Raw genomic sequence first — 13,804 nt, 5'->3', positions numbered from 1 at the left:
CGCCATTTTTCACCGCATGTTTCGCGGGCAAACGGATGTCTACCCGGTCCGTTGAGAGAACCCGCGCGCCGGCCTGCGCGAGCGAATGGCGTCCGGGTGTCTGCGAATGGCCGCGCATCAGATGCTCGAACTGCGACCGTCGCCGGCTGATCCGAGGTCCATGCCTTCGGTCCATCAAAGGTCGCAGACGACCCGCTCCTGAGGCATCATCCTAGGATTATGGACTTCACGACCCTCGACACGCTGCGCACCCACCACCCCGCATGGCGGCTGCTGCGCTCGGATCATGCGCCGTTGGTGGCGAGCTTTCTGAACCGCGTCTTCGTGCAGCCGAATGTCCGGGTGATGGCGGCGGCGGATCTGGCCGAGGCGCTGGAAGACGAGTTGTATGCCCTGCGCGAGCGTCTCGGCGAGGGCAGCTTCCCCAAATCGGCGCTGGACTATCTCAACGACTGGGCCGGCCCGGATAAAGGTTGGCTGCGTAAGTTCTACGCCCGTGATTCGGACGAGCCGCAGTTCGACCTGACCCCGGCGACCGAGAAGGCGATCGCCTGGCTCGGCACCCTCTCGGAGCGCAGCTTCGTGGGGACGGAGTCGCGGCTCTTGACCCTGTTCGAGCTGCTCAAACAGATGAGCGAGGGCAGCGAGGCCGATCCCGAGAAGCGCATCGCGGAGCTCGTCAAGCGGCGCGACGAGATCGATGCCGAGATCGCGCGGGTGCTGGGGGGCAACGTGCCGCTGCTGGACGACACGGCGCTGAAGGATCGCTTCCAGCAGTTCATGCAGCTGGCGCGCGAGCTGCTCACCGATTTTCGCGAGGTCGAGCACAACTTCCGTCTGCTCGATCGGCGGGTGCGCGAGCGGATCGCGCTCTGGGAGGGTGCGAAGGGCGCGCTCCTGGAGGAGATCATGGGCGAGCGCGACGCCATCGCCGACTCCGACCAGGGACGCAGCTTCCGGGCCTTTTGGGATTTCCTAATGTCCAGCCGCCGGCAGGAGGAGCTCACCGAACTGTTGGACCGGGTGCTCGCCCTGCCCCCGGTCGCGGACCTGAAGCCGGATGCCCGCACCCGTCGGGTGCATTACGACTGGCTCGAGGCCGGCGAGCACACCCAGCGCACGGTTGCACAGCTCTCGCAGCAGCTGCGGCGCTTTCTCGACGACCAGGCGTGGCTGGAGAATCGGCGCATCATGGACATCCTGCACGGGATCGAGGCGAAGGCGCTGGCCCTGCGCGAGCATCAGCCGACCGGCGAGGTGATGCACATTGCCGAGTCCGCCGCCGCAGTCGAGCTGCCGATGGAGCGCCCGCTCTTCACCCCGCCCCTGAAACCGGTAATCGCGGATCTGGAGCTGCAGGCGGGCGACGCCGATCTGGACGCCGATGCGCTCTATGCGCAGGTCGTGGTCGACCGCGCGCAACTTGCCCGCCACATCCGCCACGCCTTGCAGGATCGCTCCCAGGTCACGCTGCGCGAGCTGACCGAGCTGCAGCCCTTGACGCAGGGCCTCGCGGAGCTGGTGGCCTATCTTCAGTTGGGCAGCGACGCCTTCAGGACGACCCTGGACGAGAATGCCCCGGAGGTGATTGTCTGGGAGACGCACGCGAGCGACGGCATGGCGGTTCGAAAGGCCGCCCGGCTGCCCCGCGTCATCTTTGTCAGAGAGAGGTGAGGATGGACGACGACCAAGGACAGGCCCGGGACGCCCCGGCGCTCGCGGCCGGGGCGGAGCTGTCCGCGCTGGTGATCGGCCTGCTCAAAGGGGTCATCTATCGCGAGGGCGACGAGCGACTCTGGGGCACGCTCCTCGACCTGCAGGCGCGGGTTCGGGACTATGTGGCGGTGCTCGGACTGGAGCTGGTGCTCGACGAGGCGGAAGGGTACGCGTTCCTCAAGAGCCGTACCGAAACCGCCGAGGACGAGGCTGCGCCCAAGTTGCCGCGTCTCGTCGCGCGTCGGCCGCTGTCGTTTCCGGTCAGCCTCCTGCTGGCCTTGCTGCGCAAGAAACTCGCCGAGTTCGATGCGGGCGGGGCCGAGACGCGGCTCGTGCTCTCGCGCGACGAGATCGTCGAGTTGGTGCGGGTCTTCCTGCCCCAAAGCAGCAACGAGGCGAGACTCATCGACCAGATCGAGACCCACATCAACAAGGTCGTCGAGCTGGGCTTCCTGCGCCGTCTCAAGACAGCCGGCGGCTCCGCTCGCGGCCCGGACAGCTACGAGGTGCGGCGGATCCTGAAGGCGTTCGTCGATGCCCAATGGTTGGCTGACTTCGACGCACGGTTGGCGGTCTATCGGGCGCAGGTCGATCCGGACAAAGACGGTTGAGCCGTTATGGACGAGCAACGCAAGGGGTTGAAACCATTCGGCAATCGCGTGACGATGTGGCGATCATTCAACGCGAAGGGTGCGAGGCAAGCCATGACACCGCTCTACGAGCAGGATTTTTCGGAATGGGCCGAGCGCCAAGCGAGCTTACTCCGGCAAGGGCGGTTCGATGACTTGGATGTTGCGCATCTGATCGAGGAGTTGGACAGCATGGGGGCAAGCGAGCGGCGCGAATTGATCAACCGTCTGGCGATCCTCTTGGCGCACCTGCTGAAGTGGCGGTATCAGCCGGAGCGACGCGGCAACAGTTGGCGCTTGACCATCAAGATCCAACGACTCGATGTGGCTGCCTTACTCCGCGACAATCCGAGTCTTCGCGCCCGTCTCGATGCGTTTATCCACGACGCCTACGCCAAGGCGACACTGCAAGCGGCACGAGAGATCGGCGTCGAGGAAACGCTTTTTCCCGCCGTATGCCCTTTCACCGTCGAACAGATACAGGATGATCACTGGCCCGATGCCGCCGCTTGAATCGCTCGACCTGGACTTCGTCGCCGACGACCGCCTGTCGGGCTTTCGTCTGTCGCGCCTGGAGGTCTTCAACTGGGGCACCTTCGACGGGCGCGTCTGGACCCTTTTGCTCGACGGCAAGAACGGGCTGCTGACCGGCGATATCGGCTCGGGCAAGTCGACCCTGGTGGATGCCGTGACGACCCTTTTGGTCCCGGCTCAGCGCATCGCCTACAACAAGGCCGCGGGTGCGGACAGCAAGGAGCGCACGCTGCGCTCCTACGTGCTCGGGCATTACAAATCCGAGCGCAACGAGGTGACCGGTGCGGCCAAGCCCGTGAGCCTGCGCGATCACAACAACTACTCCGTCATCCTCGGCGTCTTCCACAACGCCGGCTACGACCAAACCGTCACCCTCGCGCAGGTCTTCTGGATGAAGGAGGCGCAGGGCCAGCCGGCCCGCTTCTTCGTCTGCGCCGAGCGCGATCTCTCGATCGCGACCGACTTCTCCCGCTTCGGAACCGACATCGCCCAACTGCGCAAGAAGCTGCGCGGGCTCGGTGCCGAGATCGAGGACGGCTTCCCCAAATACGGCGCCTGGTTCCGGCGCCGACTGGGCATCGACAGCGAGCAGGCGCTCGAACTCTTTCATCAGACGGTCTCGATGAAGTCCGTCGGCAACCTCACCGATTTCGTGCGCGGACATATGCTGGAGCCCTTCGCGGTGGAGCCCCGCATCAAGGCGCTGATCGCACACTTCGACGACCTCAACCGCGCGCACGAGGCGGTGCTCAAGGCCAAGCGCCAGGTCGAGATGCTCACGCCCTTGGTGGCGGACTGCGAACGTCACGCCGGCCTGACGCGCGAGGTCGAGGTTCTCAGAGGCTGCCGTGACGGATTGCGTGTCTATTTCGCGGGTTTGAAGCTGGCGCTGCTCGGGAAACGTCTGGCGCACCTTCAGGAAGACCGGGAGCACGTCGATGCCCTGGTCAAGCGCCTCGAGGGCCGTCGCGAGGAGCAAGGCAACCAGGTCTACGAGCTCAAGCGCGCGGTGGCCGAGAACGGCGGGGACAGGCTCGAACGCCTGGCTGCCGAGATCAAGAAGCTGGAGGCGCTGCGCGACGCTCGTCAGGTGAAGGCGCGACGCTATGCCGAGCTGACGACCGGTCTCGACGAGAGCCCGGCCGCGGACGAAACGGCCTTCCTTGCCCAACGGCGTCGGCTCGCGGAGATGCGTGAGGGTTTGCAGGCGCGCGACATCGATCTGCAGAACGAGGTGACCGAGCACAGCGTGACCCTGCGCCAAGGCCAGCTCGAGCACGACGCCCTTCAGGCCGAGATCGAGAGCCTGAAGCGCCGCCGCAGCAATATCGACGACCAGCAGATCCGGATCCGTGCCGCGCTCTGCGAGGCTCTGGGTCTTGCGGAAGAGTCGATGCCCTTCGCGGGCGAGCTGCTGCAGGTGCGTGATGACGAACGCGACTGGGAAGGTGCGGCCGAGCGACTGATGCGCGGCTTCGGCCTGTCCCTGTTGGTGCCAGACACGGCCTACAAGGCGGTCGCCGAGTGGGTCGACGGCAGCCAACTGCGTGGTCGGCTGGTCTATTTTCATGTGCGCGCCCGGGTGCGTGCCGGGGAACGGGGCGACCTGCCCGAGCTGCACCGCGATTCGCTGGTCCACAAGATCGCCGTCAAACCGGACTCCCCTTTCTACGACTGGCTCGAGCGCGAGCTGGCCCATCGTTTCGACGTGGCCTGCTGCATCACGCAAGAGCAGTTCCGGCGCGAGACCCGTGCCATCACACGCGCCGGCCAGATCAAGGATCCGACCGGACGTCACGAGAAGGACGACCGTCACCGCATCGACGACCGCAGTCGCTATGTCCTGGGCTGGACCAACGCGGCCAAGATCGAGACGCTGGAGGCCAAGCGTTGTCGGCTCGAAGCCCGTCTCGCCGAGATCGGCGCACTCACGGGTAAGCTCTTGTCCGAGCGACAGGCGCTCGGTGCCCGCCTGAACGCACTGACGCGATTGGAAGAGTTTGTCGACTTCAACGAGCTGGATTGGGCCTCGGTCGCGACCGAGGTCGCGGCACTGATCGACGAGCGGCAACGCTTGGAGTCGGCATCCGATCTGCTCAAACAGCTCAATGAGCGCCTAGGCGAGGCCGTCCAAGCGCTTGCGGTGATCGAGGGCGAGCTGGAAGAGGCCAGATCGAAACGCGCCAAGATCGAGCAAAAACAAGAGGATGCCGAGGCGCTCCAAGTGCAGACCCGCGCGATCCTCGCACCGGGCGGGGACGCGGCCCGACCCGCGCCCTCGGCCGAGCTGACCGAGCGGCTCGAGGCCATGCGCACCGAGGCGCTCGGCGAGCATCAATTGACCGTCGAGTCCTGCGACCACCGCGAGCAGGACATGCGCGCCTGGCTCCAGAGCCGGATCGACAGCGAAGAACGCAAGATCAAGGGCCTGCGCGACCGAATCATCACCGCGATGGTGGCCTACAAGGACGCCTTCAAGCTCGAAACCCAGGAGCTCGACGCCAACGTCGAGGCGGCCTTCGAGTACCGAGAACAGCTCGATCAGCTGGGACGCGACGACCTGCCCCGCTTCGAGGCGCGATTCAAGGAGCTGTTGAACGTCAACACCATCAACGAGATCGCCAACTTCAATGCCCAGCTCGCCCGCGAGCGCGAGACCATCAAGGAGCGCATCGGGCGCATCAACGAGTCGCTCACGCAGATCGATTACAACCCGGGACGCTATATCGCGCTCGAATCCCAGATCAGCCCGGACGCCGAGATCCGCGACTTCCAGTCCGAGCTGCGCGCCTGCACCGAGGGTGCCTTGACCGGCTCCGAGGATGCGCAGTATTCCGAGGCCAAGTTCCTGCAGGTGAAGACCATCATCGAGCGCTTCCGCGGGCGCGAGGGCCAGACCGATTCGGACAGGCGTTGGACCGCCAAGGTCACCGACGTGCGCAACTGGTTCCTGTTCGCCGCAAGCGAGCGCTGGCGCGAGGACGGAACAGAGTTCGAGCACTACTCGGACTCGGGCGGCAAATCCGGCGGTCAGAAGGAGAAGCTCGCCTACACCATCCTTGCCGCCAGCCTCGCCTACCAATTCGGGCTGGAATGGGGTGCCGTGCGCTCGCGATCCTTCCGCTTCGTCGTGATCGACGAGGCCTTCGGGCGCGGCTCGGACGAGTCGGCGCAGTACGGTCTACGGCTATTTCAGCAGCTCAACCTGCAACTGCTGATCGTCACGCCGCTGCAAAAGATCCACATCATCGAACCCTTCGTCTCCGCCGTAGGCTTCGTGCACAACGAAGGCGGTCGCGAGTCCAAGCTGCGCAATCTGACGATCGAGGAGTATCGCGAAGAGTCCAGGGCGCGCAAGGCCGAGCCGAGCGCAAGCGTGCCGGCATGAGCTGGACGACGGCGGCGGATCTCAAGACGCAACTGAACCGACTCTGGGAGCGCGGCGAGCTGCTGCGTCCGCTGGTCGCGGACGGGATGACCGGCGCGAGCGGATTCCCGCTGCGTTTGAGGCTGAAGGGACCCGGCTCTGCAGATCTGGCGGATCGGTTCGAAGCGGTGCGGGCCTGGATCGCCGAGCTGGTGGCCATCCCGCGTCTGCGGATCACTTGGCGCGCGGTCAATCATCGCGTGCTCGGTCCTCAGCGTCTGCCCGAGGCCATCTGGGTCGACACACTCGACGACGCGCTTGCGCTCATCGGGAAACGAGGCGACGCGGCGCGATTCAGCCGTTGCACGGCGCTGACACGATCCAGACAACCGGCGCTGCTCGACTGGCTCGCCAAACGTCCCTTACAGGCCATCGCACTGGCCGAGGACTGGGAGCGCCTGCTGGCGGTCGTGGACTGGCTCAGCCTTCACCCGCGTCCCGGGATCTACATCCGGCAGGTCGACATCCCGGGTATCCACAGCAAGTTCATCGAGGCGCATCGCGGCGTCCTCTCGGAGCTGTTGGATCTTGTCTTGCCGGCCGAGGCGGTCGCTGCCGATCGCTTCGGCGTCGGTCGGTTTGCCGCGCGCTACGGCTTTCTCGACAAGCCCAACCGGGTCCGGTTTCGCCTGCTCGACGACGCCGCTCCCCTGCTGCCCGGTCCCGGGCGAGCCGACGTCGCCCTGGATGCGGAGAGCTTCGCCCGTCTCGCGATCCCGATTCAACATGTCTTCATCACCGAAAACGAGACCAATTTTCTCTCCTTCCCGGACGCGACCGCCTCGCTGGCCGTCTTCGGCGCCGGCTATGGCTGGGATGCACTGGCCCGGGCCAAGTGGCTCGGACACTGCACCCTGCACTATTGGGGCGATATCGACACTCACGGCTTCGCCATCCTCGACCAGCTTCGTGGCCGATTCGGCCGGGTCGCCTCCTTCCTGATGGATCGCGCCACCCTGATGGCGCACGAGACCCTCTGGGGCGAGGAATCCGATCAAGTCATGCACGATCTGCCGCGGCTCACGGCCTCGGAACGGGCCCTGTTCGATGATCTGCGCGATAACCGCATCCGCAAAGGCGTCCGCCTCGAGCAGGAGCGGGTCGGGTTCAGATGGGTGGAGACTGCGCTCGCGGATGCGCTGCTTGAGAACAGCGGCCGGGTAGTGGAGGAGATCGACTCGATCGCCGCCTCTTGAACCGCTCGGCCTTAAACCGCGCCCGGTGCGGTATGCGAAGTTTTTGGATGGGATCGGCCCCGGCCGACGTGACGACCGCTGGAGCCGGCGCGGCTTAAGATCTTAAAAAATATATCATTCTAAACCGCATCCCCGCTAAGGGTTGGGGATGCAGCAAACGTCGAGCTCACTCGAAAGTCGGCATCTCGCTCTGGACGCGGTTTAGATCATCTACCGAAGCGGCACCGTCTTGCCGTTGATGGTCAAGAGTCCGTCGCCCAGACGAAGGGCCGATGAGATCCGGGTATCGCGCCGGGTAACCCAACCATCGCGGATCCATCCGGCGAGCAGGGTCTCCGCCTCTTGCCGCGCGGCTTGCTCTGCCGCCGACTCCGAGGTCGGGAGAGCACCGTCCTCGATGCCGGGCTCGAGCCAACGCGTCATCCAGTCCAGCGCGACCGCCTCGGGAAGCTCCAGATCGCCGTCGGCCCGCAGCAGGATCAGCCAATCGACGACACCCGAGGTCAAGCGGCTCGGTGAATCGGTGCCCGGATCCAAACGCAGATCGAGACGCCCCAATACAAGGCCGTCGGGGGTCTCGATCCGAATCGGCTCGACGCCGATCCGTGTCGCGCTTGCGATGAAACGCGGTGCCAGACCCGCGATCAGACCGGCCGTGAAGAGACCCCGCATCTCCTGCCCGACCTGGTCGGTGGCCAGCAGGCGGATGCCCTCGCCGAGATCGGCGAGCGCCTCGACGTCCAGACGCTCGCCCGAGAGGCCGAGCTCCGATCGACCGTAGGTCATGGAAGCCGTTGCGAGCTGCTGCGCGGCGAGTCCGAGACGCAGATCCAGGAGACCCTCGCGAAGCGTTCGCGACAGGGTCGCGGAGAGTCCCTCGAGCCGCAATTGCGACTGGACAGGTGCCCCGGAGCCAACCCCGTCTGTAGCGCCCATAAGCTCGACCGAGGACACCCGCAAGCGACCCGTGCCGGCGGAATCATCGGGCCGATCGGCCTCGAATCGAAGATCCGACAGGCGGGCGAGCGGTCCGGTCGGGGTCGTCAGCACGCCCTCGGAGAGCATCAGCCGTACCTCGACCGCCTCCTGACCCGCGGACACGACCAGATCGCCGTCGAGCGGCCCATGTTGCAGCCCCATCGCCTGTGCCGTCGGCAGGGTCTCGCCCGGCGGTACCCGCAGCTGCATCCGGCCGGAGCCATCCCCGTGCAGATCGATGCTTATCGGCAACACGGGCAGGACAACGGGAAGCCCTTCGACCGCGAGCCGGGCGTGGACACGGCCTATGACCGGCGGGAAGCGCGTCGTGAGCCAGAGCAATGGCCCCTGCTCGATTCGACTGTCCAGTCGAATCCGGGTAGGCCGCAGCGGCGCTTGTTCCGCCGGATCGGGCGGGATCAGCACCTCGAACGCGGCGCTGGAGGCGAACCAGCCTCGTTGGTAGCTGTTCTCGAGGATCTCCCGGTCCGGCAGATCCTCCACGAGATCGGTCAGGAGATCCTCGTAACCGGCCTTGGCCAGATATCCGAGTGCGAGCGGCCCGACGGCGAGCAGCAATCCGAGGACGATCGCGATCGTCAGGGCTACCCCGCCGAGTAATCGCCTCATGCGGCGTCGACGCCCTGCTGTCTGACCCGGGCGCCGCCCGCAGACCCGGCGTCCGCGGCCGCCGAAAGGTCGCGACCGGGAAACCGAAGCCCGTAGGCGTCGCGCACGGAGGCAAGGATTCCGGCGGCATCCAGACCACAGGCGGCGAGCTGTTGGGCATGCTCGGCGTGATCGATGTAGCGATCCGGCAGCCCGAGATGCACGCAGGGGATCTCGATGCCCTCGGCGGCCAACCACTCGGCCACGCCGCTCCCGGCCCCTCCGGCAATGCTGTTCTCCTCGACGGTCACCAGGAGATCATGGCCCTCGGCCAGCGCTCGGATCAACGCGCCGTCCAGCGGTTTGACGAAGCGCATGTTGGCCACCGTCGCATCCAAGCTCTCCGCTGCCGTCAATGCGGGGGTGACCATGCTGCCGAAGGCGAGCAGCGCCACCCGGCGACCCTGCCGGACGATCTCGCCGCGACCGATCGGCAGGGCCGGCGTCTCGGGGTCGATCGCCACGCCCGGCCCGCCGCCGCGCGGATAACGCACCATCGCCGGACCCGGATACTCGTAGGCGGTTCGAAGCATGGCACGACACTCGTTCTCGTCCCCCGGCGCCATGATGACCAGCTTGGGAAGCGGCCGGCTAAAACTCAGATCGAAGCTGCCGGCATGGGTCGCACCGTCCGCGCCGACCAGACCGCCGCGGTCGACCGCGAAGGTGACGTCCAGCCCCTGCAGGCAGACGTCGTGGATCAGCTGGTCGTAAGCACGCTGCAGGAAGCTCGAATAGATGGCGACGACGGGTTTGACGCCCTCGCAGGCCATCCCCGCCGCCAAAGTGACCGCGTGCTGCTCGGCGATCCCGACGTCGAAGAAGCGCTCCGGGAAGCGTTTGGAGAAAACCGTCAGGCCGGACCCCTCGCACATCGCCGGCGTGATGCCGACCAGGCGCGGATCCTGCTCGGCCGTGTCGCAGAGCCAACTGCCGAAGATCTGCGTGTAGGTCGGGCCCTTGGACGCGCCCTTGCGCAGCTCGCCGGTGCGTCGATCGAACGGCGTGACGCCGTGATAGGTCACCGGCTGGCCCTCGGCAGGCTCGTAGCCGTGGCCTTTCTGAGTGACCACGTGAAGGAAGCGCTGACCGCGCATCTCCTTGATGTTGCGCAGCGTCTTGACCACGGAATGCACATCGTGACCGTCGATGGGGCCGATATAGTTGAACCCGAGCTCCTCGAACAGGGTGCTCGGCATCAACATGCCCTTCATGTGCTCTTCCCAGCGACCGACCAGATGACGCAGCTGCGGCATCCCGCGCAGGGCGGTCTTGCTGCCCTCGCGCATGGTGGTGTAGATCTTGCCTGACAGCAGCCGTGCGAGATGGTTGGTGATGGCACCGACGGGCGGCGAGATGGACATCTCGTTGTCGTTGAGGATAACGACCAGATCGATATCCATCGACCCCGCGTGGTTGAGCGCCTCGAACGCCATCCCGGCACTCAGGGCCCCGTCACCGATGATGGCGACGGCATCGCGATGCTCGCCTTTTTGTTTCGCGGCCAACGCCATGCCGAGCGCGGCACTGATGGAGGTGCTGGAATGGCCCACGCCGAAGCAGTCGTAGTCGCTCTCGCAGCGCTTGGGGAAGCCGGAGAGACCGTCTTTCTGGCGCAAGCTGGGCATGCGATCGCGCCGCCCGGTCAGGATCTTGTGCGGGTAGGCTTGGTGGCCGACGTCCCAGACCAGCCTATCGCCGGGGGTGTCGAAGACGTAGTGCAGACCGACCGTCAACTCGACGACGCCGAGGCCGGCCGCAAGATGACCACCGGTTTGCGAGACGGTGTCGACGAGAAAGCCCCGCAGCTCGTTGACGACCGAAGGCAACAGATGCTCCGGCAAGGCGCGCAGATCCGCCGGGGAATTGATCGAAGCCAGCAACGGATAGCGGTGCAGGGTGATACCTGATTCACTCGAAGGGCGGTCGGGCATGGTCGGCATTCGCGCATAACTGAGACGGTCGGCTAGTTTAGACGAATCGCCGCGCGGCTGCTAAGCGACGCGTTCCTCTTCGGACGTTGCCCGAACGCCTCCGGCCTCCCACTCAGGCGGCGGCCTTGCCGAAGGCTGCGATGACGGCCGTCGCCCCGACGGCAAAGAGCAGCAGAAGGACGCCGACCCCGGGATGGACGAGTAGCTCGGGCGAGAGCAGCATCACACCGCCGAGGCCCAGCATCATGAGACCCGAGAGGAGCTTCAGAATCCGCCCCTGACGTTCGGTGAGTTTCTTCGCGCCCAGCGTGAAGGTGAAGATCAGAACGATGGCCAGAAGCGGCAGGACGTAGACCAGGTTGTAGAGGGCCAGGTAGCCGTAGTAGGCGGGCGCCGAGAGTTCGTGCAGCGTCAGCACCCGGGTGTAGACCATCGGAAAACCCGCGGTGCAGAGCAGCTCGTAGCTGTTGGCGGCCAACGCCAGGACGAGCGTTCCGATCAGCATGGCCCCGAGACGGTCGGCCGCGAGCAGACGGCGCATCCGCGCGAAAAGCCCGGGCTTCGCATGGTCGGGGATCGAGAGGCTGGGTCCGCGACGAAAGAAGAAATAGTCCTTCACGTTCAGCCCGCCGACCAAAAGCGCGACCAACCCCGCGACCGTCGTCACCACCGCCGCCCCGCCCACGACCAGGAAGAGGTTCAACCACGCGGCCATGAACAAGAAGTAGACCAACCCGGAAAAGAAAACGAAGGTGCCGCCGATCAACAGCATCCGCGCCCGGCTGCGGGCGTGGACCATCAGACTCAACAAGAAGAAGAGTACAAAGAAGGCGCAAGGATTGAAGGCATCGAGCCCGGCCAGCACCAGCGTGAAGACGGGCAGCGACACGGCCGCGGGGTCCAGCTCCCCTAAGAGCGGCACCCGGATGCCCTCCGGCGACGGCGGCGCCGACTCCGCGGAACCGTCCTCACGACCCGACCCCGCGACTTGACGACAGAACCTCGCCAACCCCACCAACTGTGCCCCGACCCCCTCCGCGTCGTCGAAACCGGTCAACATCCGCCCGCAGACGAAAAAGGCCGGCACCGAGCGCGCCTCCTCGCCGAGCGCGGCGGCCATCGCCACATAACGCGCGACATGCGCACGATCGGCCGCCAGCTCGAAGGCGTTGATTTGAATCCAGGGCTCCTGTTCGCGCAGGGTCTCAAGAAAGCCAAGCGCCGCCCGACAATGCGGACAGGTCTTGGACCAGAAGACGAAAAGCGGAACCCTCGTTTCACCCTCCGCGTCGATCACCACCCAATCCGGGGCCTGATCGGCAGCGGGATCGGCCGGGGGATCGGAGGATGCAGCGACGACGAAGGCGGAGGACACCAAGAGCGAGGCGAGGATCAGGGTCCGCAAGGCGTTCGACAACGACATCGTCAACTCCAACTCCCCATTCTTGATCAGATCGCAGACGTTGAGCCGGGTCTTCGCGGTGCCTCGATCCCCGCTCGCCTGCGCCCCCTAACGACCGGGGTTCGACTCATGCGACGGCTTCGCCCCTGCCTCGAAAAAAATTGGCGGGGCAATGACCGCAGCTTCCGTCAAAACGAACTCCCGAAAGGCGTTGGCCGCCGGCGAGAGGCGCTTACCCCGGCGATAGACCAGATACCACTGACGCCGGTCCGGGAATCCCTCGACATCCAAGGTGACGAGCCGACGCGTCTCGAGCTCCAGCTCGATGGTATGCATCGACACGACACTGAGGCCCAGCCCGGAGCGGACCGCCTGTTTGACGGCCTCGTTGCGGGTCATCTGCATCCCGTAGCGGATGGTCAGACCGCGCTCGGTGAAAAAACGCTCCATCGTCTGCCGCGTCCCCGAGCCGGGCTCGCGCATCACGAAAACCTCGTCCGCCAGACGCGCTGGAGTGATTGCCCGTTCGTGCGCAAGCGGATGATCGGGCGGCGCGATCACCACCAACGGATTCTCCATGAATGCCTCGGACTCGACCTCCATGTCCGTCGGAGGCACGCCCATGAGCACCAGATCGACCGCGTTGTCGTAGAGCATGCGCACCAGCTGCTCGCGATTGGTCACGTCGAGCTGCAGTCCGATCCCCGGGTAACGCTGCTGGAAGATCGCCAAGAGGCGCGGCGCGAAGTAGTTCACCGTGCTCGCGACCGCAAGGTGCAGCCGACCGCGACTGACCCCTTTGAGGGACTCGAGCACCTCTTCCATCTCCTGCAAGGCGCTGTTGATGGTCCGGCCATAGTCGTAGACCTCCCGCCCGGCCTCCGTCAACAGAATGCGATTGCCGAGACGCTCGAACAACGGCAGTCCTGCCTCCTCTTCGAGCTGCCGCACCTGCATCGAGACCGCGGGCTGGCTCAGGTGCAGCTCCTCGGCCGCGCGCGTGTAACTGAGGTGGCGCGCAACCGCATCGAAGACCTTGAGTTGTCGGAGCGAGACGTGCACGCGGATCGGTCCTCATTCAGGGCAATTTCCGGGAATCAATATCCCGCTGCGCAGACGCATCGGCCGGAAGTGACGCCAACGGTCGCCGCTTCGCGACGCATGGCGGCGTTTCGACTTGTCGATGTGCCTTCAGCTGATGGCTGATGGCTGACGGCCGAACCATAGACATAAGTCTATGCTTATGTCGACTATAAGCAATATTAACTAGTAATTATAAGGCTTTTGCATATACTGCCGCCTCAGGTTCCAAGCGCATA

9 protein-coding genes are annotated in these 13,804 nt (G+C 65.4%); 5 read left to right on the top strand and 4 right to left on the bottom strand.

From position 1 onward, the window contains the following. Nucleotides 1-219: 219 nt before the first annotated feature. The 5 genes from BLV04_RS04475 (at nucleotide 220) to BLV04_RS04455 (ending at nucleotide 7,502) form a co-directional block, all read left to right on the top strand. Nucleotides 220-1,674 (top strand): DUF3375 domain-containing protein, encoded by a 1,455-nt coding sequence (locus BLV04_RS04475; protein WP_093028565.1) that lies wholly within the window; start codon nucleotides 220-222, stop codon nucleotides 1,672-1,674. A 2-nt stretch (nucleotides 1,675-1,676) separates the two neighbouring features. Beyond that, the gene (locus tag BLV04_RS04470; protein WP_093028563.1) at nucleotides 1,677-2,327 is read left to right on the top strand and encodes a DUF4194 domain-containing protein; all 651 of its coding nucleotides are present in this window, start codon (nucleotides 1,677-1,679) and stop codon (nucleotides 2,325-2,327) included. A gap of 93 nt (nucleotides 2,328-2,420) precedes the next feature. Next, entirely contained in the window at nucleotides 2,421-2,858 is a 438-nt protein-coding gene (locus BLV04_RS04465; RefSeq protein WP_093028985.1) for a DUF29 domain-containing protein, read from the top strand. After that, on the top strand, nucleotides 2,845-6,267 hold the full coding sequence (locus BLV04_RS04460; RefSeq protein WP_093028561.1) for an ATP-binding protein: 3,423 nt from the start codon (nucleotides 2,845-2,847) through the stop codon (nucleotides 6,265-6,267). Before BLV04_RS04465 ends, BLV04_RS04460 begins: the two co-directional genes overlap by 14 nt. Then, nucleotides 6,264-7,502 (top strand): DUF3322 domain-containing protein, encoded by a 1,239-nt coding sequence (locus BLV04_RS04455; protein ID WP_093028559.1) that lies wholly within the window; start codon nucleotides 6,264-6,266, stop codon nucleotides 7,500-7,502. The genes BLV04_RS04460 and BLV04_RS04455 overlap by 4 nt, the downstream gene beginning before the upstream one ends. Before the next feature lie 210 nt (nucleotides 7,503-7,712). On the opposite strand, the gene BLV04_RS04450 is transcribed toward BLV04_RS04455, so the two are convergent. From BLV04_RS04450 to BLV04_RS04435, 4 genes are all read right to left on the bottom strand, one after another. After that, nucleotides 7,713-9,110, bottom strand: coding sequence for a DUF945 family protein (locus BLV04_RS04450; RefSeq protein ID WP_093028557.1), 1,398 nt, complete (start codon nucleotides 9,108-9,110; stop codon nucleotides 7,713-7,715). Beyond that, nucleotides 9,107-11,083 carry a 1-deoxy-D-xylulose-5-phosphate synthase gene (gene dxs / locus BLV04_RS04445; RefSeq protein WP_093028983.1) on the bottom strand — a complete coding sequence of 659 codons (1,977 nt, stop codon included), beginning with the start codon at nucleotides 11,081-11,083 and terminating at the stop codon, nucleotides 9,107-9,109. The genes BLV04_RS04450 and dxs overlap by 4 nt, the downstream gene beginning before the upstream one ends. A 112-nt stretch (nucleotides 11,084-11,195) precedes the next feature. Then, the gene (locus tag BLV04_RS04440) at nucleotides 11,196-12,506 is read right to left on the bottom strand and encodes a glutaredoxin family protein (RefSeq protein WP_093028981.1); all 1,311 of its coding nucleotides are present in this window, start codon (nucleotides 12,504-12,506) and stop codon (nucleotides 11,196-11,198) included. An 87-nt stretch (nucleotides 12,507-12,593) separates the two neighbouring features. After that, on the bottom strand, nucleotides 12,594-13,547 hold the full coding sequence (locus tag BLV04_RS04435) for a LysR family transcriptional regulator (RefSeq protein ID WP_093028555.1): 954 nt from the start codon (nucleotides 13,545-13,547) through the stop codon (nucleotides 12,594-12,596). Between the last annotated feature and the right edge of the window lie 257 nt (nucleotides 13,548-13,804).

Source organism: Thiocapsa roseopersicina (genome assembly GCF_900106925.1).
GTDB classification, from domain to species: Bacteria; Pseudomonadota; Gammaproteobacteria; order Chromatiales; family Chromatiaceae; genus Thiocapsa; species Thiocapsa roseopersicina.
Note: the sequence above shows the minus strand (reverse complement) of the source record. Positions and strands in the feature narration are given on the sequence as shown.

What these genes read in the sequence shown, in the direction of transcription:
- BLV04_RS04440 (WP_093028981.1), bottom strand. Translation starts at nt 12,506, where the DNA reads ATGTCGTTGTCGAACGCCTTGCGGACCCTGATCCTCGCCTCGCTCTTG.
- BLV04_RS04475 (WP_093028565.1), top strand. Translation starts at nt 220, where the DNA reads ATGGACTTCACGACCCTCGACACGCTGCGCACCCACCACCCCGCATGG.
- BLV04_RS04460 (WP_093028561.1), top strand. Translation starts at nt 2,845, where the DNA reads ATGCCGCCGCTTGAATCGCTCGACCTGGACTTCGTCGCCGACGACCGC.
- BLV04_RS04470 (WP_093028563.1), top strand. Translation starts at nt 1,677, where the DNA reads ATGGACGACGACCAAGGACAGGCCCGGGACGCCCCGGCGCTCGCGGCC.
- dxs (WP_093028983.1), bottom strand. Translation starts at nt 11,083, where the DNA reads ATGCCCGACCGCCCTTCGAGTGAATCAGGTATCACCCTGCACCGCTAT.
- BLV04_RS04450 (WP_093028557.1), bottom strand. Translation starts at nt 9,110, where the DNA reads ATGAGGCGATTACTCGGCGGGGTAGCCCTGACGATCGCGATCGTCCTC.
- BLV04_RS04465 (WP_093028985.1), top strand. Translation starts at nt 2,421, where the DNA reads ATGACACCGCTCTACGAGCAGGATTTTTCGGAATGGGCCGAGCGCCAA.
- BLV04_RS04455 (WP_093028559.1), top strand. Translation starts at nt 6,264, where the DNA reads ATGAGCTGGACGACGGCGGCGGATCTCAAGACGCAACTGAACCGACTC.